Below are 22,177 nucleotides of genomic sequence, written 5' to 3' on the forward strand. Positions count from 1 at the left end.
GAGGTGTGAGCAACCTTTGACCCGACGATTTCCGAATGGGGAAACCCACCTATCCGTTTAATCCTAGCTGAGCCGCTCGGCGGCACGCTTCATGCGTGCTGGTGAGAGGCTCTGTGAGGGTTAGGCGGTTCAGGTATCTTGAGACTGAATACATAGGTTTCGAGAAGCGAACCCGGTGAACTGAAACATCTCAGTAGCCGGAGGAAAAGACATCAACCGAGATTCCGTTAGTAGTGGCGAGCGAACGCGGACCAGGCCAGTGCCTGACATTCAACTAGCAGAACGATCTGGAAAGTTCGGCCATAGCGGGTGACAGCCCCGTATGCGAAAGTGATGTGTCAGGACTCGAGTAGGGCGGGACACGTGTAATCCTGTCTGAACATGGGGGGACCACCCTCCAAGCCTAAATACTCGTACATGACCGATAGCGAACTAGTACCGTGAGGGAAAGGTGAAAAGCACCCCGATGAGGGGAGTGAAACAGTACCTGAAACGGATTGCCTACAAGCAGTAGGAGCCTCTTTATGGGGTGACTGCGTACCTCTTGCATAATGGGTCTGTGACTTAATGTTTCAAGCAAGCTTAAGCCGATAGGTGTAGGCGCAGCGAAAGCGAGTCTGAATAGGGCGCTTTAGTTTGAAGTATTAGACCCGAAACCCGGCGATCTATGCATGACCAGGATGAAGGTGCGGTAACACGCACTGGAGGTCCGAACCGATTAACGTTGAAAAGTTACCGGATGAGTTGTGCTTAGGGGTGAAAGGCCAATCAAGCCGGGAAATAGCTGGTTCTCCGCGAAAACTATTGAGGTAGTGCCTCGAGCGGACACCATAGGGGGTAGAGCACTGGATGGTTGCGGGGGTCGCGAGATCTACCAATACTAACCAAACTCCGAATACCTATGAGTGATACTCGGGAGACAGACGGCGGGTGCTAAGGTCCGTCGTCAAAAGGGAAACAGCCCTGACCTACAGCTAAGGTCCCCAAGTCGTGTCTAAGTGGGAAAGCATGTGGAAATCCCAAAACAACCAGGAGGTTGGCTTAGAAGCAGCCATCCTTTAAAGAAAGCGTAACAGCTCACTGGTCTAAACAAGGGTTTCTGCGGCGAAGATGTAACGGGGCTCAAGACACGCACCGAAGCTTAGGGTGTGTACTTTGTACACGCGGTAGCGGAGCGTTCCGTAAGCCTGCGAAGCGATCTGGTAATGGGTCGTGGAGGTATCGGAAGTGCGAATGCAGACATGAGTAGCGATAAAGAGGGTGAGATGCCCTCTCGCCGAAAGACCAAGGGTTCCTGCGCAAGGCTAATCCGCGCAGGGTGAGCCGGCCCCTAAGACGAGCCCGAAGGGGGTAGTCGATGGGAACCACGTTAATATTCGTGGGCCTGGTGGTGTGTGACGGATCTCGTGTGTTGTACGTCCTTATCGGATTGGACGTGCCTCGAAGAGGTCCCGGGAAATAGCCCCACCGTATAGACCGTACCCGAAACCGACACAGGTGGTCAGGTAGAGTATACCAAGGCGCTTGAGAGAAGTGTCCTGAAGGAACTCGGCAAATTGCCTCCGTACCTTCGGAAGAAGGAGGCCCCATGTAAGCGCAAGCTCTCATGGGGGGCACAGGCCAGGGGGTAGCGACTGTTTAGCAAAAACACAGGGCTCTGCTAAGTCGGCTTCAAGACGACGTATAGGGCCTGACGCCTGCCCGGTGCCTGAAGGTTAAGTGGAGGAGTGCAAGCTCTGAAATGAAGCCCAGGTAAACGGCGGCCGTAACTATAACGGTCCTAAGGTAGCGAAATTCCTTGTCGGGTAAGTTCCGACCTGCACGAATGGCGTAACGACTTCCCCACTGTCTCCAGGACATGCTCAGCGAAATTGAATTCTCCGTGAAGATGCGGAGTACCCGCGGTTAGACGGAAAGACCCCGTGCACCTTTACTGCAGCTTCAGAGTGGCATTGGACAAGAACTGTGTAGCATAGGTGGGAGGCTTTGAAGCATTGGCGCCAGCCGATGTGGAGCCATAGGTGAAATACCACCCTGTTGTTGTTTAATGTCTAACCTCGTACCGTGAAACCGGTACAGGGACCCTCTGTGGCGGGTAGTTTGACTGGGGCGGTCGCCTCCTAAAGAGTAACGGAGGCGCGCGAAGGTTGGCTCAGGCCGGTTGGAAACCGGCTGTTAGAGTGCAATGGCATAAGCCAGCCTGACTGCGAGACTGACAAGTCGAGCAGAGACGAAAGTCGGTCATAGTGATCCGGTGGTCCCTCGTGGAAGGGCCATCGCTCAACGGATAAAAGGTACGCCGGGGATAACAGGCTGATAACCCCCAAGAGCTCATATCGACGGGGTTGTTTGGCACCTCGATGTCGGCTCATCACATCCTGGGGCTGGAGCAGGTCCCAAGGGTTTGGCTGTTCGCCAATTAAAGTGGTACGTGAGCTGGGTTCAGAACGTCGCGAGACAGTTTGGTCCCTATCTGCCGTGGGCGTCGAAATTTGAGAGGAGTTGACCCTAGTACGAGAGGACCGGGTTGAACGTACCTCTGGTGTACCTGTCGTCGTGCCAACGGCGCAGCAGGGTAGCTATGTACGGACGGGATAACCGCTGAAAGCATCTAAGCGGGAAGCCTCCCTCAAGATAAGATTTCTCAGGACGGTCGAAGACCACGACCTCGATAGATCGGATGTGGAAGTGCGGTAACGCATGGAGCTAACCGATACTAATTGTCCTATTCGCGCTTGAGAGCTCCACACCCCCACCATCAGCCCTGGGCTGACGGCAAAAGGGTGCGGTCATTATCAAGCCAGGTGCATCGATTTTATACCCATCACCCCGCCCACAAAGCGGGGTCAGTATTCGCGGACTCTATTGCCTGGTGGCCATAGCGTCGGTGTCCCACCCGATCCCATCCCGAACTCGGCCGTGAAACCCGACTGCGCCAATGGTACTACTGCTCAAGCAGTGGAAGAGTAGGGCGTCGCCAGGCATTATAGTCCGCGTATACACAAAAACCCATTCACTTGTTTCCTCGGGCACTCAGCCCGGGGCGCTCAGCCCCACGACACCACGCATGAAGCGTGCCGCCGTGCGGCTCAGCTCAATCGCGGGGTGGAGCAGCCCGGTAGCTCGTCAGGCTCATAACCTGAAGGCCGCAGGTTCAAATCCTGCCCCCGCAACCATACTTTCCGATACCATAACCGCCCAGGATAACCTGCGGCGGTTTTTTTGTGTCTTTTTTCCGTGGCTTAGCTCGGAGTCGCACGGGCTCAAGGCGGTTCATTACCGCCCCGGCGATGTCAGGACGTCGATTTGCATTTGGGGGTATTTTCGTGGGTATCATCCCGGCCTCGGCAGGAGATACCCCCATGGCTCTCAAGGAGCTCGAAGTCCGCTACGCCACCAAGCGGGCAAAAGACTATAAACTCACCGACGGCGAAGGCCTTTACCTTCTTGTCCGCCCCAACGGCTCCAAGCTGTGGCGGATGAAGTACCGCTACGGCGGCAAGGAAAAGCTCTTGAGCTTTGGTGCCTATCCGGCCGTCTCGCTGGCAGAGGCGCGGCTGCGCCGTGCCAAGGCCAAGGTGGTGCTGGGCGAGGGGGGTGATCCGGGCGCCGGCAACAAGCCCAGGGCGCAGATGACCTTCGAGGAAGCGGCGCGCAAATGGCATGGCCACCGCCTCGACGGACTTGATGCCGGGCATGCCACCCGGCTGCTGACTCGGCTCGAGCGTGATGCCTTTCCGGTGCTCGGCAAGCTTGGGCTCGGTGTCATCACGCCGGCCGATGTGCTGGCGATGGTGCGGCGGGTCGAGGCGCGGGGTGCGCTCGACGTCAGTCGGCGTTTGAAGCAGCATGTCAGCCAAATCTACCGTTTTGCCATCGCGCATGGCTGGGCGGAGCGCGACCCGGCCGAGCATCTCGGCCAACTGCTCAAGCCCAAGCCGCGTACCCGGCATATGCCGCGTATTGGCCGCAGCGAGTTGCCGGCGCTGATCCGGGCGATTGACGGCTATGACGGCGAGGAGACGCCGCGGCGTCGCGCGGTGACCCGGGCGGTGCTGCTGTTCACGCTGCTGACCTGGGCGCGAACCAACGAGACGCGTCATGCCCGCTGGGCGGAGTTCGAGGATCTCGACGGGCCTGCGCCGCTCTGGCGGGTGCCGGCCGAGCGCATGAAGATGGCGCGCGAGCATGTCGTGCCGTTGGCACCGGCAGTCGTCGCGCTGCTCAAGGACGTGCAGGTCTATAGCTCGACGGACTATGTCTTTGCCGGCGAGAAGCTCGACCAGCCGATCTCGCAGAACACGATGATCTATGCCTGCTACCGGATGGGCTATCGCGGTCGCCAGACCGTGCACGGCTTTCGTGGGCTCGCCTCGACCTGAGCCAATGAGGCGGAATGCTATCAGCCCGACTGGATCGAGATGGCGCTTGCCCATGTCGAACGCGATGAGGTGAGGGGGGCGTATAACGCCGCACTCTATCTTTCCCCGCGTCGGCGCATGCTCGCGGACTGGGCCGGTTTCATCCAAAGCCATCTGAGCGCGGCGCCCGTGGCCGATGACGCCTTGGCCGTGGCCAAAAGTAGCGGGCAGGGCCGGCTGCTCGAAGCCAGCCCTGCCTGACCGGTTACTCGCCCGACAGATGCGCCTGAGCGGCGCTCTTGGCGGCGCGGGCGCCCTTGGGCTTGGCGGTCGTTGCCACCTTGGCACCCGGCTTGCGGCCGAGGCCGATCTTCTTGGCCATCGCCCGGCGGCTTTCCGAATAGCTCTCGGCGACCATCGGATAGTCGGCCTTGAGGTTATAGCGCTCGCGATATTCCTCCGGCGTCAGGCCATTGGTGGCGAGGTGGCGGCGCAGCGTCTTGTAGGGCTTGCCGTCGATCATCGAGATGATGTGCTCCTTCGACGCCAGCGACTTCCGCACCGACACCGCAGGCGTGTATTCGGTCGTGTCGACGGCGTCTGCTGCGGCCGTCTCGCCGCCGCCGGCCAGCTTCAGAATGGCGCTGTGCATGCTGCCCAGAAGGCCGGGACCTGCTCGGCGTCGATGCGGGTGTTGGGATTGCCCAGCCAGGCAATGGTCAGTTCGGTGGCGAGTTCGACCGCGTGCGCGGTATCGGTGATGGTTTCGTCAGCCATGGTCTATCCAGATGGGAGTGGCAGGAGTGTCAAAACGCTGCGCGGTTCCGAAGAACCGTAAACGGCCATGTCACAGCAACGGTCTTGCAGCAGCAATAACGACACGGCGTCAAGCAGTGATTTGTTTCGATAGACGACTGATGTGTTTCATCACGTCCCCACGTAAAATGATGGCACAGAGATAACGAAGCCGCTCAGAGGCGCACGTAGAAAAGGTGGGTGTCGACCTTTGCAATCTTAGTCATTGTGTCACGCCAATACGGCACCATCCAGTCGGCATGATAGTGCGTGGTGCGGCCAACATCGGTGAAGACGTGGCCGGCAAGCGCTTCGCTTGCCACGCGTCGCGCCGCAGACCAGCCGAAATGTTTCGTGCGCCGCTTGATCGAGCCATCGCAGGTAAACGAGAATTGGCAGCCCGTGGTCCGGTCGAAACCCTGGTAGACAACGCCGCAAATGGTGCGCGGAAAGCCAGGGGCTCGCGCACGGTTGAGAATGACCTGAATGACGGCGCGCTGGCCCCGCGGGTCATCACCCACTTCATAAAGGGCCGCGGTGGCTAGGCAGTCGACAGCCTGCGCGCGCTCGGCGGGGCCGCCACGAAAGCGATAGGGCGCTGCGCGGACAAGCGCAGCAGCTACGATGGGCACCCTGGCGTTCGAGGCGCGGGCCTGCGCCATCGTCATCTCCCTCGGGGGCTTCGTCTCGGGGGCAAAGCTGACGGTATCCAGAAGGCCAGCAGCGATTGCGACCGCTGCCACGACGAAGAGCAGCAGTAGCCAGCGCTCCGCGGCAACATCGCGCCGTCCCGGGCGGCTCCTGGAGGCATATAGGGTTCGTCGCGATGCCATCACCGACATGCTAGCGCAGCGCGCGGTGCAAGGCAGCGTTGAACAAGCTCACTGCTCGATAACATACCTTGGCTCCGGCGGCAGCGAATGCTGGCGAAGGAGCGAGCCTGACTTATTGCACGAAGCTGCTGCGCAGCAGTGGTTTTGGCGGTGAGATAGCGCGTCAGCTTTCGACCGAAGCTGTGTAAAAACGTTGTTTTGTGATAGAGTTTGCCGCGATGTCGGGAGGCTTGTCGATGGGCCGTTTCGTAGAAGAACAAGACCGTCGGCAGGATTTTTTGCTGCCAGCATCGCTCGATGATTATGTCGCCGAAGATAACCCGGTTAGGGTCGTCGAGGCGTTTGTCGACGAGCTGGATCTGGTGGCAGTTGGCTTTGCCGGAGCGACGCCGGCGCATACCGGGCGCCCGGCCTATCATCCGTCGACTATGCTCAAGATCTATCTCTACGGCTATTTGAACGGGATCCAGTCGAGCCGGCGCCTGGAGCGCGAAGCCCAGCGCAATATCGAATTGATGTGGCTGACCGGTCTACTGGCACCGGACTTCAAGACGATCGCTAACTTTCGACGGGACAATGGTGCAGCGATCCGGGCGGTCTGCAGCCAGTTTGTGGTGCTGTGCCGACAGTTGAGCCTGTTCGGACAGGCGACCGTCGCGATCGACGGCAGCAAGTTCAAAGCGGTGAACAACCGGGATCGCAACTACACAGAACACAAGGTGACCAAGCGGATCGAGCAGGTCGAGGCCAGCATCGAGCGCTACCTTGCGACCCTTGATCGTGCCGATCGTGAGGCCAGCGACGTTCCGCAAGCGCGGGTCGAACAGATCCGTGAGAAGATCGCGGGCTTGCGCGGCCAGATGCGGTTCCTGAAGGAAATGGCCGCACAGCTTGAAGCGGTGCCCGATCATCAGGTTTCACTGACCGATCCGGATGCCAGGTCCATGAACAGCAGTGGTCGCGGTACTGGCATTGTCGGCTACAACCTGCAGGCAGCGGTGGATGCCGAACATCACCTCATCGTCGCGCATGACGTGGTGAACGAGGGCAATGACCGGGCGCAACTCGCGCCGATGGGCCGGCAAGCGCAAGCGGCCATTGCCGCACCCAAGATCACCATTCTGGCGGATCGCGGTTATATGAACGGCGAACAGGTGCTGGAATGCGAAGGCACCGGCATTTTGCCCTGCGTGCCCAGAACCGACACGTCCGGCAAGGCCCAGCGCGGTTTATTCACCAAGGCCGACTTCGTGTACGACGCCGGCCACGACCGATATACCTGCCCGGCCGGAGAATATCTGACCAAGGCACGTACGCGGTCGGACCATCACGGCGACATCGACCATTACCGCAACCTGAGCGCCTGCCATGGCTGTGCACTACGAGCACGCTGCACCACCGAAAAAGTGAAGCGCGTCAAACGATGGAAGCATGAGGCGGTCATCGATGCCATGCAAAAGCGGCTGGACCTGTTGCCCAATGCCATGGGTATCCGTCGCCGAACCGTCGAGCATGTCTTTGGCACGCTCAAATTCTGGATGGGCAGCACCCACTTTCTTACCAAGACCCTCAGAAACGTCAGAACCGAGATGAGTTTGTGCGTGCTGGCATATAATATGAAGCGAATGATCCAGATCATGGGCATTCAACCACTCATTGCAGCGATCCGCACCTGAAAGGCCGGCGCGAAAGCCCGGCACTCGGTCATCGTGGCCTTCCGATCATCACCACGCGCCTTTCATCTCGGGAGCGTTTCTACACAGCCTCGACCAGAGCCGGTCGTTCCAAGCCCTGGCTAGAGCAGCGGCTCTTGCCGAAACCTGTCGCTGCCGTTTCAGCGAACGGACATGCGACCGTGCGCCCTTATCCCAGCCACTCGGTCGTCGATGCGGTTCACCGGCATTCAATACATCCCGACCGGCGAAGGTCAGGGTCGAACTGATGCGTCTATGCCGGTAAAAATCGAGGCGGAGCGAAGCAAAGCTGTGCTCAGGCGCTACAATCGGTATCACATCTTCTCTACCCTCTCATATTCTCGCGCGGATGGGCCGTGCGGTACATGACCGGCCAATCCTCCCTGCCCGCCGAACCGGTCGGCTTATCTGCGAAGGATCGGACCTGTGACGACACCTGCTTCCTTGCCCACTACCGCCGCCCACGAACGGAGGGCGGGGATGCGCCAGTTGCCGGGTGGGGTCTTCGCAATGGGGTCTGACCGCTATTACCCGGAGGAATCGCCGGTTCGCCTTGTCCGGGTCGACCCATTCTGGATCGACGAGACGCCGGTCACCAACCGAGACTTTGCGTGCTTCGTCGAGGCGACGGGGTACCGCACCTTCGCCGAAATCGCGCCCGACCCGCGCGATTATCCCGGCATGTCACCCGAGATGGCGCGCGCCGGTTCAATGCTCTTCGAGCGGACGAGCGGGCCGGTCGATCTGGCGGACTATTCGCAGTGGTGGACATTCAGCTTCGGAACCGACTGGCGCCATCCGCATGGACCGGACAGCGATCTGGACGGAATATGGGACCATCCGGTCGTTCATGTGAATTTCGACGACGCCACAGCCTATGCGGCCTGGGCGGGCAAGGCGTTACCGACTGAGGCGGAGTGGGAGTTCGCCGCGTGGGGCGGCGTCGAGGGAAAAGACTTTCCCTGGGGCGACGAACTGGCGCCAGGCGGCATCCACCAAGCAAACACCTGGCAGGGCCTGTTCCCGTTCAGCAATCTATTGTCGGACGGCTATGAGCGGACTTCGCCGGTCCGCTCCTATCCCGCCAACGGCTATGGCCTCTATGATATGATCGGCAATGTCTGGGAATGGACGACGGACTGGTATGCGATGCCACGCGTCACCCCAAAGGCCAAGAAGAAGGGATCGTGCTGCATTCCCTCCAATCCGCGCGGCCCGGCCCGGCGGGACAGCATTGATCCGCAAGCCTCCGACTCGCTGTTCGGCCGCAAAGTCTTGAAAGGCGGCTCACATCTCTGCGCCCCTAGTTACTGCCAACGCTATCGCCCAGCCGCCCGGCATCCGCAGACGACCGACAGCGCGACCAGCCATATCGGCTTTCGTTGCGTCTTCAGGGGGCGCTGAATTCGATCGAACGCAGTGGGCACGATCCTATTGCGGGTCGACAGCCCTAATTCGTCATATCATTGAAACAGCAGGAAATAGGCGCAGGCGCAGACCACCCGCTCTGTTTTTCTCAACACAGTGTCCGTTTCAAAGTTATAGAATGTGTCGCCACCACGAACTACGCCCCTTGCACGAAGGGGGCGGCCGATCGCGGGGAGTTGGACCGGCGATCCTATCCTCATGCTGGAGGGGGCTTCAGCGATAGCGATGATCGAATGCTTTGGGATTTTCGCGATCCCAACGACGCATTCGTCATGGTTTCGGACGTGTGAGCAATCGGAAGGGGGGCTTTAATGCGCATTCTGGGTACGGCGAGCGCGCTCGTCATTGCAATGTGCTGTTCGTCAACGGTCGGCGCGCAGGAGATTACCGCTTCCGTGCGGGGTAACGTCACCGCCAATGGTGCGCCGGTAGCGGGGGCCACCGTCAAGGTCGTCCATGTTCCGTCAGGAACGGTTTCGACGGTTACTACAAGTGCGGACGGCAGCTATGGCGCATCGGGGCTTCGCGTCGGCGGGCCGTTCACCGTCACAATCACCGCGCCGGGGTTCCAGGAACTGCGGGTCACCGACCTTCAACTGGTTGCTAGCCAGCCGCTGGCTTTGCCGATCGAGCTCGATGTCGGTGAGGAGGTCGTCGTTACGGGAACGAAGGTCAAAGGCGTCAATTTGGGTGGTGGGCCGTCCACGGTACTGGACCGCCAGGCGATCCAGGGGGTCGCTTCGGTCAACCGGGATATTCGCGACATCGTCCGGCGCGATCCGTTCGCGACGATCGATCCGGGTCAGGGGCGTGGCGTGATGATCGCGGGGCAGAATGCCCGCCTGAACAAATTCTCGGTCGACGGACAGCGTTTCTCGGACAATTTTGGTCTGAACGTCGGCGGGCTGCCAACGGCTCGCGGTCCGGTGCCAATCGACGCGATCGAGCAGATGTCGGTCAAGATCGCTCCCTACGATATCACGGAGGGAGACTTTCAGGGCGGGGCGGTGAACGTCATCCTGCGTTCGGGCACCAACCAATTCCATGGATCAGGATTCTACGCGTATAGCAGCGATGGCCTGACCGGATCGCACACCAGTCCCGGGATCGCCAATCGGACGGGCGACATTGCGCTCGATTTCGAGAGCCGCAACTATGGCGGCTTCCTGTCGGGGCCGATCATCAAGGACAAGCTGTTTCTCGCCGTGTCCTATGAGCATCTGCGCGAGGGAACGCCGATCGCGATCGGCACCGCGGGCTTTCCCAACGTCGTACCCAACCTTTCGGATGCGCAGATCGCCAACGTCCAGTCGATCGCCAAGTCGGTCTATAACTATGATACGCTGGGCGTGCAGCGCACTACGGTTGAAACGGACGAAAAATGGACCGTCAAGGCGGACTGGAACATCGTGGACGGCCAGCGCCTGTCAGCGACATGGATTCACAATAATAGTTCCAACGCGTCGACGGCGGGCTTTTCTTCGACCAATCCGGCCTCACCGGCACTCGGGCTTCAATCGAACAATTTTCTCCGCCCAGAAAAAGTCGACTCCTACGTCGCGCAGCTCAATTCCGACTGGTCGAGCAACTTCCACACCGAGCTGCGCGGCAATTTCCGTAAATACGACCTCGATCCGGTTCCGTTCGGCGAATTCAATTTCGCGCAGATGCAGGTCTGCCTCGACCCGGTGTCCGCCGTCACCTCGACCACGACGAACAGCAATGCGACGCTATGTAGCCAGGGCAGCTCAGCCAGTCCCGGCACCGCCCGCCTCTATTTCGGGCCGGATCAGTTCCGCCACTTCAACTATGTCCATACGAAGCAATATGGCACCGACTTGGTCGTGCGGTGGAACTATGCCGACTTTACGATGAAGCTCAATGCCGGGTGGCAGCATCTCGACGTGGGCAATGCCTTCACCCAGAACGCGCTGGGAAATTATTATTTCGACTCGATTCCCGATTTTCAGGCGGGCCGGGCGAGCAGCGTGACGTTGGCAGGGTCGATCACAGGTAACCTGATCGACACGCTCGCCAGCTTTAAATATGATCAATATACGTTCGGCGGCCAGGTCGCCTGGGATCCCGATGCGACGCTGAATATCACCGCGGGTGCTCGTACGGACCTTTACGGTGGCATCGCGCGACCCGCTTTGAACAGCTTCTTCACCCAGCGTTACGGCTTCACCAACACGAGCGTCATCGACGGCAAGATGATCGTGCAACCGCGACTTCAAGCAAGCTGGACCCCGGCGCCGCGACTGCGTCTGAAGACGGGCTTTGGCCTGTTCGCCGGCGGTTCGCCCGATGTGTTCCTCGGCAACAGCTATTCGGTGTCGGGCGTGTTCGCCAATTCGGTGACGATCACACGCAATCTCAACGGCGTGGGCTGCCAAGGCAATATCTCCACGGCATTGTGTTCGGCTGCGCTCGACAACGTCAATGGTCGCACCTTCTCCAGCCAGTTGACCGACTATATCCGGAGCAACACCGGCTCGCTGTCGGTGGCGAACGTCAACGCGATGGACCCCAAGTTCCAGATGTCGTCTACCTGGAAGGCAAGCTTCTCGGCGGATTACAGCCCAGATTTCGGCGGTTTCCTGGGAACTGGCTGGAACATCGGTGGTGATCTCTATTATGGCTGGGTCAACTATGCTCCGCAATATTATGACCTGCGTCTGCGTGCGATCGGCACGGCGCCGGATGGTCGTCCACGCTATGCGACGTTGACCTCAACCAGCGCCAACACCGATCTGTTGCTCACCAATACACGGCAGGGCCATTCTCTCGTCGCCGTGGCGCGGCTGGACAAGTCGTTCGATTTCGGCCTGTCGGTCGGCGCCAGCTACACGTTCCAGGACATAAAGGACGTGAGTGCGATGAATTCGACTACCGCGTCGCAGACCTATGGTCAGACCGCGATGATCGATCCGAACCGCGCCGCCTATGGTACGTCCATCTATCAGATTCGTAACAGCACGAAGCTGCACATCGACTTCGACCATGCGTTCTACGGCGATTACAAGACGCGTTTCAGTTTGTTCGGCGAGCGTCGGTCCGGCCTGCCGTACAGCCTGACGATGAACGACTCAGTTCAGACGCTGAGCCATGGCAATGTGTTCGGCGTCGCAGGACTTAGCAGTCGTTTCCTGCTCTACGTCCCGAATGTGTCGAGCATCACGGCGGACCCGCTGGTCAGCTATGACTCGGCGACGACCTTCACGGCGTTGCAGACATTCGTCCAGGCGAATAAATTGAAGCAGGGGGCGATCATCGGCAAGAACTCGATGCGCGCGCCGCAATGGACCAAGATCGACATCCATGTCGACCAGGAGGTGCCGCTGCCGTTTGTGCGCACCGGCCGGTTTAAGCTCTATGCCGACGTCGAGAATGTGCTGAACCTCCTGAACCGGGACTGGGGCGCGCTGCGCCAGGTCAGCTTTCCCTATCTGGCGTCGGTCGTGAACGTCTCATGCGCGACGACGAGCGGCAGCAACTGCACGCAATATCGCTACTCGAACTTCTCCAACCCGGTCGTCGACAATTTGGGACGCCCCTCGCTGTACGCGATCCGGGTCGGGGCCAAGATCGAATTCTGATCGACGCGCCGGGTCGGGCGCAATGCCTCGTTCGGTCGTCGTTCGTTGCGCCCATCAAGGCGGAGCGGGGCTGTCACGTCCAAAAGTCGCCGTGTCTTCTGCCGCAGTGGCGGCGAGCGGACGCGGTGACGTGATCCAGGGACTGGATCGAACGGGCGCCCGTTACCGGTCTATCGTGCAACTGAAACGAGGGAGGGTCTGATTTGCAACGGTATCACCCCAATCGCCGGGCTTTCCTGCTCGGGGGCACGGCAGCCATCACGGCGGCGACTCCGATAACGGCGCTGGCGTCGCGGGCTATGCCGGACCGACGCACGAACATCCTGCTGCTGCTGGCGGACGACTGGAGTTGGCCCGGCTCGCGCGCCATCGACCTGACAGGGGCGCGGCTGCCGGTCTTCCATCGGCTGGGCCGCGAGGGGGCAATGTTCGAGAACGCCTTCGTCGCGTCGCCGACCTGTACCGCCTCGCGCGGTGCGATCCTGACGGGCCGCTGGCCCTGGTGATTGGAGGAGGGAGCCAATCTGGCAAGCGTCCTGCCGCAGCACTTCCCACTTTATACTGACCTGCTGGAAACCAGCGGTTATCATGTCGGCTTCGACGGCAAGGGCTGGGCACCGGGTCAGTTGAAGCCGGTTGGCAGAACGCGCAATCCCGCCGGTCGATCGTTCGCCGACTTTGCGGCCTTCCTCGCCAATCGGCCCGACGGAACTCCGTTCTGTTTCTGGCACGGCGCACACGAGCCACATCGCCCCTATCAACCCGGCATCGGTATCCGCAGCGGTATCGATCCGGCGTCCATGGTCGTTCCTCCATATCTGGAGGACACCCCCGCGACCCGCAGCGACATGGCCGATTATCGCTATTATGCCGAGGCGTTCGACCGGCAGGCTGGTGCCATTCTCGATGCACTGGAGAAGGCGGGAGAACTCGACAATACGCTGGTGGTGATGACCGGCGACAACGGGTGGCCCTTCCCGCGTGGCAAGGCGACGCTGTATGATGCCGGAACGCATGTGCCGCTGGCGATCCGCTATCCGCGCCGGGTGCCAGCCGGAATGATCGTCCGCGATCCCGTCAGCCTGGTCGATCTGGCGGCCACTTTCCTTGAACTCGGCGGTGTGTCCATCCCCATAGCAATGGATTCTCGATCACTGCTGACACTGTTCGGCCCGCGCGCCCGTCCGCCGCGGAGCTATGTGCTGCTGGGACGCGAACGGCACATGGATGGCGGATCGGTGCCCGGCCAGGGCTATCCTTCGCGGGCGCTACGCACCGGAACGCACCTCTATATCCGCAATTTCCGCCCCGATCGTTACCCGGCCGGGATACCCGGCAAGCTTTCGGTCACCGCCAACGAGATTGCTACCGACACTTATGCCGCGTTCGCTGACATTGATGCCGGGCAGGCCAAGCGCGATCTCGTGCTCGGCGATACCGATACCGCTCGGCAAGTGCGTGCGCTGGCGACGGGAAAGCGGCCGGCACGTGAACTTTACGACGTCCGCAACGATCCCTACCAGCTTCGCAATCTGGCGGACGATCCATCATCGGCTAAGCTTGTCGCCCGGCTGGATCGTTTCTTGATGCGGGATCTGGCCAGAACCGGTGATCCGCGCATCGTCGAAGGCGCCGACCATGACCTCTTCGACCATTACCCATCGTACAGCGATCCCGGCTTCGGGCGTCCGGCAAGCCTTGGCCAATGAACCGATGTCCGGTGGTCAAGAACATTGTCGATCAAACGCCGTGCCGTGTCTGCCAGTCTTCGGTCGATGAGCTTGCGCGCAACGGCCATCGGGATGGTTCTCGGCGTATTGGCGGCACCGATCTACTGACGGTGGCCGAGCTCGCCGATCTGCTCGCTACCGAAAGCGACCGATGCTATCGTATTCGAGGCATTCCAGGCACCGGTCGAGAAACAGATTGCGGTGATCGACGCTGTAGAAGCCGGTGGCCAGGTGGCGAACCGCAGGCAGGCTCCCGACCCGGATTAGGGGGATCGCTATGCCTTCGAGCTCTGTCAGGCCGAAACGGCAGCTTGTCGCCAAATGCGGGTTATCAAGGGTAACTCCGCTCGCGTTTCGATTTGCCCTGCATAGCGAGACAAGAGAAACTGCAACCGTAAGGCCTATTTGGATGGCGCCATCGAAGGATGCGACCTGCTCGTTCACCGGGGCTTCGGCGCGCCGATAATCGAGCAGGCGGCAAGCGAAAGACCTCCGGTGACGATCAGGCGTTGTAGAGCTTCATAGGTTCATTTCCTTAAGGACACGCCCGGCCTCATGTGGTTCGGACCGCAGATATTGCGGTGGTGCGTCCACCGATGCGCCGAGAGCCGCAGCCGCATGCCAAGGCCAGCGCGGGTCCCACAGCACGCCGCGCGCAATCGCTATCGCGTCCGCATCGCCATCTTGAAGGATGGCCTCGGCCTGATGTGGGTCGGTGATGAGACCGACCGCGATGACCGGCATCGACACAGCCTGTTTCACGACCTTCGCCAGCGGAACCTGATAGGATGGACCGACCGGAATTTTCTGGCGAGGGTCAAGCCCCCCGCTGGACACGTGGATCGCGGCACATCCACGCGCTTCGAGTGCTGCCGCAAAGATCGCGGTCTCGTCCACCGTCCAGCCGCCTTCGACCCAGTCCGTGCCCGAGACGCGAACCGTCACCGGCTTGTCGGCCGGGAAGGCGGCGCGCACGGCATCGAACACTTCGAGCGGGAAGCGCATCCGGTTGGCAAGATCGCCGCCATATTCATCCTCGCGCGTGTTGGAGAGGGGCGAGAGGAATTGGTGAAGGAGATAGCCGTGTGCGGCGTGGATCTGGATCGAGTCCAGACCGATCCGGGCGGCGCGCCGTGCCGCATTGGCAAAGGCATCGCGGATACGCGCAAGACCATCGCGATCGAGCGCGAGCGGTGGATGCTCGTCGGGTTCGAACGGCAGGGCGCTCGGGGCAAGGGTCTGCCAACCATGTTCGGCATCGGGAGCAATCTGCGCCCCACCGTGCCAGGGCTTTGCCGTACTCGCCTTGCGTCCGGCATGGGCCAGCTGGATCATCAGTGGCATGTTGGACCAACGGCGCACGCCATCGACGACGCGCTGCATCGCCGCTTCGGTGGCATCATCCCACAATCCGACATCGCCATAGGTGATGCGCCCCTCGGGCGTGACCGCCGTCGCCTCGATCGTAAGAGCGCCCGCGCCCGACATGGCGAGCTGGCCAAGATGGATCAGGTGCCAGTCGGTCATCGCCCCGTCTTCGGCCGAATACTGGCACATGGGCGCGATCACGATACGGTTGCTGAGCGACATCCCGCCCACGTCCAGGGGTTCGAAAAGCTTGGCCATTACCATTCTCCTACGTTGGGCATCGAAGCCCATGGTTCGGCAGGCGCCTTATGTTCGCCCTGCTGGAGTAGTTCGATCGAGATGCCGTCGGGCGAGCGGATGAATGCCATATATCCATCACGCGGCGGGCGATTGATCGTCACGCCGCCGGCCTGAAGCCGGGCGCAGGTCTCGTAGATGTCCTCGACGCGGTAGGCGAGGTGGCCGAAATTCCGGCCACCGGTGTAGGTCTCGACCGGGCTGCCATCTTCTGGCGGCCAGTTATAGGTCAATTCTACCTCGGCCTGGCCGGGCTTGCCCTCGCCGCGATGATCCTCGTCGGCCGCCAGGAAGATCAGCGTGAATCGCCCCTGCTCGTTTTCGATCCGCCGGGTCTCCCTGAGGCCCAGCAGTTCGAAGAAACGAATAGTAACCTCCGGATCGGCAACCCGCAGCATGGTGTGGAGATAGCGCATGATCAGACGGTCTTTGCCTTGAGGGCTTCCATGACCAGCTCCGCCGTGCGTGTGGCCGAAGCGGGGTTCTGTCCGGTCACCAGATTGCCGTCGCGCAGAGCGAAGGGCTGGAAATCGGGGCCGCCCTCATGGTGCGCGCCCAGCTCCTTCATGCGGGTTTCGAGCAGGAACGGCACGGCCTGATCGAGGCCCACGGCGCGTTCCTCGCTGTCGGTGAAGGCGGCAACCCGGCGCCCCGCCACGAACGGCGTGCCATCGGGCTTCTTCGCGGAAACAAGCCCGGCGGGGCCGTGGCAGACGGCGGCCACGATCTTGCCTTCGCGGTCGAACCGCTCGACCAGTCGCGCGAGGTCTTCGCTGCCGGGATAGTCGAACATCGTGCCGTGCCCGCCGGGGAGGAACACCGCGTCGTAATTCGAAATGTCGATACTGGTGAAAGCGGGCGTATCGGCCACTTCGGCCTTCAGCGCTTCGTCCTTCAGATAGCGCTCGACCGATGCATCATTCTCGCCATCGGCGTTGACGCTGCGCTGGTCAACCGGGATCGCGCCGCCCTTGATCGAGGCCAGGGTCACGTCGGCGCCCGCATCGCGGAAGGCGTAGTAGGGTGTGGTCAGTTCTTCGAGCCAGACGCCGGTTGGCTCGGTGCCGGGGGTCATGCGGTCGGCTGACGTGGCGATCATGAGAATTCGTGCCATCGGCTTGGCTCCTTTGCGTGCCGGATCGCGGAGGCGAGCAAGTGACGATGCCGTTGCAGCGATGGCTCGCACCAAAGCCTGTCAGAATGCAGCCTCGGCTATCCGTCTGTCCCGTCGATGCTCAATCAGATAGGCCACATCGCCCATCATGAAACCCAACGAAAATGGTCATCCGCCATAAATCAGTTTATGGAAACATAATGTCCCTTCCCCAGATGCGCACGTTCATCGAAGTCTATCGCCGTCGGTCCCTGAGCGACGCAGCGCGCGCGCTCAGCATCACGCAGCCTGCGGTTTCCCAGCACATCGCCTCACTCGAGGCGCAACTCGGTCATCCGCTCTTCGACCGCCATGCGCGCGGTGTCCGTCCGACGGTGATCGCTGACGATTTCGCCGCTTCGATTGGTGGCAGCCTCGACAGGGCCGAAGCCGCATTAGCAATGGCACGCGCACGGTCGGTTCGCATTTCGGGGACGGTGCACATCGCCGCGCCATCCGACCTTCTCGGCGAAATGATCACGCCAAGACTCGGGCCACTGCTCGATTCAGGGCTTGATCTGCGCCTGCATATCGGTGGGCGCGATGCACTTTATGCCATGCTGCTCGACGACAAGGTGCACCTTGGCATCACCGCATCCCAGCCCGAAGACGCGCGGCTTGCTTATCAGGAGATCGGCAGGGAAGACCTGCGCGCCGTGGCCGCACCCGCCATAGCCGAGCGGATTGCGCGCATGCCGCTGCGTGAAGCACTCAATACGGTGCCCTATCTTGCCTATGATCTCGACCGGCCGTTGGTGCGCAATTGGCTGGAGGCGAACCAAATCGAGGTCACCCGGCTTCCGGCCCTGACCGCACCGGATTTGCGCGTCCTGCGCTCTGGGCTATGCGCAGGACTGGGTTGGACGGTGCTGCCCGGTTATCTCACCAGCGCCGAGCGCACGGCCTGCACCCTTGTCGAAATTGCCGCGCCTGTCTGCGTGCCAACCAACGCACTCTATCTCGTCTGGGCCAAATCCTCCTTGCGCCACCCCCGAGTGGCATTAGCCCGCGATGCGCTGATCGGAGCATTGCAGGCATGAGCGGTAAGGTCGACTGGTCCCGGAGAGCTCGATACACTGAGAGGAACGATTGAACAGTTCCTGAAAGCGGAAAGAGGGACGCGAATGGCCGACTTTGGTCATCCCGCCAACATCGGTCGAGCCGATGCTAAACGGAAAGGGATCTTCAATCGCCGGCCGCACGGATACCGATACTGCCCCCAGGTATCCCACGACGTAGCACTACCAAGTGCCCTAAGGTCGGCTCTTGGGTCGTCGCGGCAGGAGGGCAGGGCAGTCGCTTTCACCCAAAAGTCGTCATTGGTGTAAGCGTGGTCAGCAGGCCGCCTTGCGGTAGCGCTGGCGGTCAGGATGCTTGTCGCCTTTGACGGGGGCGCAGGCGGTGCGGGAAGTTTTCGGTTCTACGACTGGTCATACGATCACTCGTATGACTGGTCGGATGGAGGTGGTCGGCCGTGTGTCGGGTCGACGGCGATGGTCGGACGCGGAGAAGCTGGAGATCCTGGCGGAGGCGTTCCGGCCGGGGGTGCGGGTTTGCGACGTCATCGCCCGGCGTGAGGTGTCGAGCAGCCTGATCTACACGTGGCGCAAGCAGTTGCGGGAGGGCAAGCTGGCGAGTGCCGTGCCGTCGTTGCCGGTATTCGCCGAAGTGCAGGTGGCGGAACCGGTCGTGCGGACACCGCAGCCGGCACCATGTCCACCGGGGTTCATCCATATCGAACTGCCGGGTGGCGTGCGGGTGAGCGTGGATGCTGCCGTGGATGCAGGGGCGCTGGCACGGGTGCTGTCGGTGCTGCGATGAGCCCGGTGCCGTTGCCGACGCGGGTGTTCCTGGCATGCGGCGTGACCGACATGCGCAAGGGGTTCAATGGTTTGGCGGTGCTGGTGCAGAACCCGCATTCCGGAGCGTTGTTCGCGTTCCGCGGCAAGCGGGGTCATCTGGTCAAGCTGTTGTGGTTCGATGGGCAAGGCCTGTGCCTGTTTTCCAAGCGGCTCGACCGTGGCCGCTTCGTCTGGCCGGTGACCGCGACCGGCACGGTGGTGCTGACGCCGGCGCAATTGTCGATGCTGCTGGAGGGCATCGACTGGCGTCGGCCCGAGCGGACGTTTACGCCGACGCTGGCGGGGTGAGAACGGCGGTTTTACGCCGCTTTTGCTCGCTCGCCGACCTGCAATCTGCTATGAAGACAGCGTGTCGGAAGCGCCTGTTTCCCCTGCAGATGCCACCGCGCGGATCGCCGCGCTGGAGGCCTTACTCGCCCGGGCCAATGCCGCGCTCGCCGCCCGCGATCTGCTCATCGATACCCTGCGCGGACAGATCGCCCGGCTGCGGCGGATGCAGTTCGGTGCCTCGTCCGAAAAGCTCGGCCGCGAGATCGAGCAGCTCGAACTGGCGCTGGAGGAACTGGAGACGCAGCGCAACGCGCCTGGGGCTGAGATGGCCGACAGCGGCGTGGCGGTTCGGCCGGTGCCCGTCCGCAGTCTGCCCGCACATCTGCCACGCGAGGACGTCATCCATGAGCCGGCATCGGGTGCCTGCACCTGCCCGGACTGTGGCGGCGCGTTGCGCCCGCTTGGGCGAGACGCACACGAGATGCTCGACATCGTGCCGGTGCGCTGGCGGGTCGTGCGCAACGTCCGCCCCAAATACAGCTGCCGTTCCTGCGACAAGATCGTCCAGGCTCCCGTCCCGGTCAGGGCCGTGGCGCGTGGCAAGGCCAGCTTCGCCACGCTGGCGCACGTCGTCGTCTCAAAGTTCGACCACCATTTGCCGCTTTACCGCCAGGCCGAGATGATGGCCGCGCAAGGGCTCGACATCGACCGCTCGACGCTGGCGGGCTGGACCGGACAGGCCGCGGTGCTCCTCGACCCCATCGTCAGCCGCATCCGTGACGAGGTGCTCAAGGCCGACAAGATCCATGCCTAGCCTGCCCCGGCGAAGGCCGGGGACACGCCCGTGCCGGTGCTCGACCCCGGCCGGGGGAAGACCGCGACCGGGCGGCTATGGGCGGAGCCTGCCAAGAAGGTTCCGGCGATGCGCAGCATCGTTGGAAGGCAGGCGGAGGGGTACGCAGCCGACGACCAGGCGTCCGGCGGCACGGCGCCGCGCGCGACCTGGTATCGCTTCACGCCCGACCGCACGGCCGCGCACCCGATGGCCCATCTCGCCGGCTTCCGCGGTTTCCTTCAGGCCGATGCCTATGCCGGTTATGACGGACTGTATCGTGGTGGCGTGACCGAAGTCGCGTGCTGGGCACATTTCCGGCGCAAGGTCTTCGATCTGCACGAGCGGTCGCCCACGCCGCTGACCACCGACATTCTCGAGCGGATCGGAGCGATCTATGCCGTCGAGGCCGAGGTGCGCGGCCAGCCGCCCGACATACGGTGTTGTGTCAGGCAGGAGCGGAGCAAACCGCTGGTCGAGGCCCTGCGCGAGGTGCTCGACGCCGCCCTTCGCCATCTGTCGCCCAGGTCCGACATGGCCAAAGCCATCGCCTACGGCACCAAGCGCTGGCAGGCACTGTCGCGCTTCCTGGGTGAGGGTCGTCTGGAAATCGACAACAATATCGCGGAGCGTGCACTGCGCGGTGTTGCCATTGGGCGCCGCAACTGGCTGTTCGCCGGTTCGCGCGCAGGTGGCGAACGGGCCGCTGCCATCTACACCGTCATCCAGACCTGCAAGGCGAACGGCGTCGACCCGCAGGCCTATATCGCTGACGTTATCGCCAAGGTCGCGGGCGACTGGCCTGCCAGCCGATGGGACGAACTCATGCCCTGGAATTGGATGCCGCAGGTAGATCAGTCGACCGCACAAGCAGCATAATCTACGGCCTCCACGCCACGCTTACTCATTGGTGAAGCTTGATGCCACACGACTGCGATCGTCGGTTTAGCTGCTGTGAAGCGATTGCAGTGAGCCGACAGGGAAAGACGTCTGCCTCACGAGACCGCATCCTTCAGCGGCCTTCAGATCATTTCTTCCCACGCAAACATTCCCGGTTGTCCATAAAGCAAGTAGGTGTCGCCCGCGTGGAGTTTGCCCCTCAATCTAGGGTCCGTGTCGGCAACAGATTTTGCGAGGTCATCCAAGCGGTCGAAAAACTCATCGAAGATCGACTGGTCAAAATTCTTGGGAACGACGCCGATGCTTACTGCTGACATCGTGAATGTGATGAGTTGTGATTGTCCGATCCGATAAAGTGCCGCAACGATGTCGGGTTCGAGGTATTGCGAATGCGTAGCGAGCGCGAGGTTTACCAGCTGCTGTACCGTCAGGGCATCCTGAAAGAGGTAAGCGATGACGGGCTGTTTGGGCTCGTTAAATGCTTCCTGCCGCAACGGAGTAGCCGCGAGATATGGAGCCATGCCCCGAACAGCCTTCGTCTCGGCAAGTGCTTGATGCTGAACCTTAGTTATATTTCTCGACAAAACGGTCGCACCGTACAGGTCGAACGCCATTTTCTGGCATTCGCCGAATATTCTCCTTGCAGCTTCGATCGAGACTTCAACAGCAGGCTTGCGCTCGCTCGCGACCGCACGCTCGACGATCAGATCGATGACAAGAATAGTCACGAGCCCGACCGCCATATTGCCCGCGATCCCGCCCCACCAGTCGTCTTTAAGCAAGTGCCACATGGCGAACGAGGCAAATGTAGCGACAGTGAAAATGCCAATGCCGAATTTTGGATGGAGCCTCATCAGAACAGCCTAATGCGGGCGTGATCAAGCGCAACAGCAGCAAATTTCCCCTCGCGCGACCGAAAGCAAGTCGACTGCTGCCCCCCCCCAAAAAAATAGACATTGGCGGGGGCGATATCCTCTAACAGGCTGCTGAAAAAGGCTTGGCTTGGACGGCTGGAGATGATTCATCGCGGATGAGGCGATGAGGCGATGAGGCGA

At 61.3% G+C, this 22,177-nt stretch carries 15 protein-coding genes, 1 tRNA gene, 2 rRNA genes and 2 pseudogenes (1 of these 20 only partly in view); 14 read left to right on the top strand and 6 right to left on the bottom strand.

From position 1 onward, the window contains the following. The 5 genes from QE360_RS08515 to QE360_RS08535 form a co-directional block, all read left to right on the top strand. Positions 1–2,740: ribosomal RNA gene (locus QE360_RS08515) — 23S ribosomal RNA — on the top strand (it extends 82 nt beyond the left edge of the window). Between the two features lie 128 nt (positions 2,741–2,868). After that, positions 2,869–2,983: ribosomal RNA gene (gene rrf / locus QE360_RS08520) — 5S ribosomal RNA — on the top strand. Positions 2,984–3,099: 116 nt separating this feature from the next. Then, positions 3,100–3,176 (top strand) — tRNA-Met (locus tag QE360_RS08525). A 186-nt stretch (positions 3,177–3,362) separates the two neighbouring features. Beyond that, on the top strand, positions 3,363–4,382 hold the full coding sequence (locus QE360_RS08530) for a phage integrase central domain-containing protein (RefSeq protein WP_309700781.1): 1,020 nt from the start codon (positions 3,363–3,365) through the stop codon (positions 4,380–4,382). A gap of 39 nt (positions 4,383–4,421) precedes the next feature. Continuing rightward, the gene (locus QE360_RS08535; RefSeq protein ID WP_309700783.1) at positions 4,422–4,622 is read left to right on the top strand and encodes a hypothetical protein; all 201 of its coding nucleotides are present in this window, start codon (positions 4,422–4,424) and stop codon (positions 4,620–4,622) included. Between the two features lie 4 nt (positions 4,623–4,626). On the opposite strand, the pseudogene QE360_RS08540 reads toward QE360_RS08535, so the two are convergent. Then, positions 4,627–5,138, bottom strand: a pseudogene (locus tag QE360_RS08540) (MucR family transcriptional regulator). Positions 5,139–5,332: 194 nt separating this feature from the next. Further along, positions 5,333–5,818, bottom strand: a complete 486-nt coding sequence (locus QE360_RS08545) for a cell wall hydrolase (RefSeq protein WP_309700785.1) — start codon at positions 5,816–5,818, stop codon at positions 5,333–5,335. A gap of 407 nt (positions 5,819–6,225) precedes the next feature. On the opposite strand from QE360_RS08545, the gene QE360_RS08550 reads away from it, so the two are divergent. From QE360_RS08550 to QE360_RS08570, 5 genes are all read left to right on the top strand, one after another. Beyond that, a complete protein-coding gene (locus tag QE360_RS08550; protein ID WP_309700787.1) occupies positions 6,226–7,665 on the top strand; it encodes an IS1182 family transposase in 1,440 nt (479 codons plus the stop codon). A gap of 498 nt (positions 7,666–8,163) precedes the next feature. Beyond that, positions 8,164–9,087, top strand: a complete 924-nt coding sequence (locus QE360_RS08555; protein WP_309700789.1) for a formylglycine-generating enzyme family protein — start codon at positions 8,164–8,166, stop codon at positions 9,085–9,087. Between the two features lie 335 nt (positions 9,088–9,422). Further along, entirely contained in the window at positions 9,423–12,710 is a 3,288-nt protein-coding gene (locus QE360_RS08560; protein WP_309700791.1) for a carboxypeptidase regulatory-like domain-containing protein, read from the top strand. A 299-nt stretch (positions 12,711–13,009) separates the two neighbouring features. Further along, positions 13,010–13,216 (top strand): sulfatase-like hydrolase/transferase, encoded by a 207-nt coding sequence (locus QE360_RS08565; protein WP_309700793.1) that lies wholly within the window; start codon positions 13,010–13,012, stop codon positions 13,214–13,216. Continuing rightward, positions 13,217–14,419, top strand: a complete 1,203-nt coding sequence (locus QE360_RS08570; protein ID WP_309700795.1) for a sulfatase-like hydrolase/transferase — start codon at positions 13,217–13,219, stop codon at positions 14,417–14,419. It begins immediately after the preceding gene. 540 nt (positions 14,420–14,959) lie between these two features. Here QE360_RS08570 and QE360_RS08575 read toward each other — a convergent pair. The 3 genes from QE360_RS08575 to QE360_RS08585 are packed head-to-tail and all read right to left on the bottom strand — an operon-like array spanning position 14,960 to position 17,180. Beyond that, a complete protein-coding gene (locus tag QE360_RS08575; RefSeq protein WP_309700797.1) occupies positions 14,960–16,066 on the bottom strand; it encodes an NADH:flavin oxidoreductase/NADH oxidase in 1,107 nt (368 codons plus the stop codon). Then, on the bottom strand, positions 16,066–16,521 hold the full coding sequence (locus QE360_RS08580; protein ID WP_309700799.1) for a VOC family protein: 456 nt from the start codon (positions 16,519–16,521) through the stop codon (positions 16,066–16,068). The genes QE360_RS08575 and QE360_RS08580 overlap by 1 nt, the downstream gene beginning before the upstream one ends. A gap of 2 nt (positions 16,522–16,523) precedes the next feature. Then, the gene (locus tag QE360_RS08585; protein ID WP_309700802.1) at positions 16,524–17,180 is read right to left on the bottom strand and encodes a type 1 glutamine amidotransferase domain-containing protein; all 657 of its coding nucleotides are present in this window, start codon (positions 17,178–17,180) and stop codon (positions 16,524–16,526) included. 239 nt (positions 17,181–17,419) lie between these two features. Here QE360_RS08585 and QE360_RS08590 point away from each other — a divergent pair, with 239 nt between their 5' ends. The 4 genes and pseudogenes from QE360_RS08590 (at position 17,420) to tnpC (ending at position 21,101) form a co-directional block, all read left to right on the top strand. Continuing rightward, positions 17,420–18,298 (top strand): LysR family transcriptional regulator, encoded by an 879-nt coding sequence (locus tag QE360_RS08590; protein WP_309700804.1) that lies wholly within the window; start codon positions 17,420–17,422, stop codon positions 18,296–18,298. Between the two features lie 406 nt (positions 18,299–18,704). Next, on the top strand, positions 18,705–19,079 hold the full coding sequence (gene tnpA / locus QE360_RS08595; RefSeq protein WP_267436060.1) for an IS66-like element accessory protein TnpA: 375 nt from the start codon (positions 18,705–18,707) through the stop codon (positions 19,077–19,079). Next, the gene (tnpB, locus tag QE360_RS08600) at positions 19,076–19,408 is read left to right on the top strand and encodes an IS66 family insertion sequence element accessory protein TnpB (RefSeq protein ID WP_309700806.1); all 333 of its coding nucleotides are present in this window, start codon (positions 19,076–19,078) and stop codon (positions 19,406–19,408) included. The genes tnpA and tnpB overlap by 4 nt, the downstream gene beginning before the upstream one ends. A 43-nt stretch (positions 19,409–19,451) precedes the next feature. Further along, a pseudogene (gene tnpC, locus QE360_RS08605) lies at positions 19,452–21,101 on the top strand (IS66 family transposase). Between the two features lie 143 nt (positions 21,102–21,244). Here the strand turns inward: tnpC and QE360_RS08610 are convergent. Further along, positions 21,245–21,976 carry a hypothetical protein gene (locus tag QE360_RS08610; RefSeq protein ID WP_309700808.1) on the bottom strand — a complete coding sequence of 244 codons (732 nt, stop codon included), beginning with the start codon at positions 21,974–21,976 and terminating at the stop codon, positions 21,245–21,247. Positions 21,977–22,177 lie beyond the last annotated feature (201 nt).

The sequence above is a fragment of the Sphingomonas sp. SORGH_AS_0789 genome (assembly GCF_031453055.1).
Lineage (GTDB): Bacteria > Pseudomonadota > Alphaproteobacteria > Sphingomonadales > Sphingomonadaceae > Sphingomonas.

Bases quoted from the DNA above. Each gene is read 5' to 3' on its own strand.
- QE360_RS08530 (WP_309700781.1), top strand. From the start codon at position 3,363: ATGGCTCTCAAGGAGCTCGAAGTCCGCTACGCCACCAAGCGGGCAAAA.
- QE360_RS08535 (WP_309700783.1), top strand. From the start codon at position 4,422: ATGGCGCTTGCCCATGTCGAACGCGATGAGGTGAGGGGGGCGTATAAC.
- QE360_RS08545 (WP_309700785.1), bottom strand. From the start codon at position 5,818: ATGGCGCAGGCCCGCGCCTCGAACGCCAGGGTGCCCATCGTAGCTGCT.
- QE360_RS08550 (WP_309700787.1), top strand. From the start codon at position 6,226: ATGGGCCGTTTCGTAGAAGAACAAGACCGTCGGCAGGATTTTTTGCTG.
- QE360_RS08555 (WP_309700789.1), top strand. From the start codon at position 8,164: ATGCGCCAGTTGCCGGGTGGGGTCTTCGCAATGGGGTCTGACCGCTAT.
- QE360_RS08560 (WP_309700791.1), top strand. From the start codon at position 9,423: ATGCGCATTCTGGGTACGGCGAGCGCGCTCGTCATTGCAATGTGCTGT.
- QE360_RS08565 (WP_309700793.1), top strand. From the start codon at position 13,010: ATGCCGGACCGACGCACGAACATCCTGCTGCTGCTGGCGGACGACTGG.
- QE360_RS08575 (WP_309700797.1), bottom strand. From the start codon at position 16,066: ATGGCCAAGCTTTTCGAACCCCTGGACGTGGGCGGGATGTCGCTCAGC.
- QE360_RS08580 (WP_309700799.1), bottom strand. From the start codon at position 16,521: ATGCGCTATCTCCACACCATGCTGCGGGTTGCCGATCCGGAGGTTACT.
- QE360_RS08585 (WP_309700802.1), bottom strand. From the start codon at position 17,180: ATGACCCCCGGCACCGAGCCAACCGGCGTCTGGCTCGAAGAACTGACC.
- QE360_RS08590 (WP_309700804.1), top strand. From the start codon at position 17,420: ATGTCCCTTCCCCAGATGCGCACGTTCATCGAAGTCTATCGCCGTCGG.
- tnpA (WP_267436060.1), top strand. From the start codon at position 18,705: ATGACTGGTCGGATGGAGGTGGTCGGCCGTGTGTCGGGTCGACGGCGA.
- tnpB (WP_309700806.1), top strand. From the start codon at position 19,076: ATGAGCCCGGTGCCGTTGCCGACGCGGGTGTTCCTGGCATGCGGCGTG.
- QE360_RS08610 (WP_309700808.1), bottom strand. From the start codon at position 21,976: ATGAGGCTCCATCCAAAATTCGGCATTGGCATTTTCACTGTCGCTACA.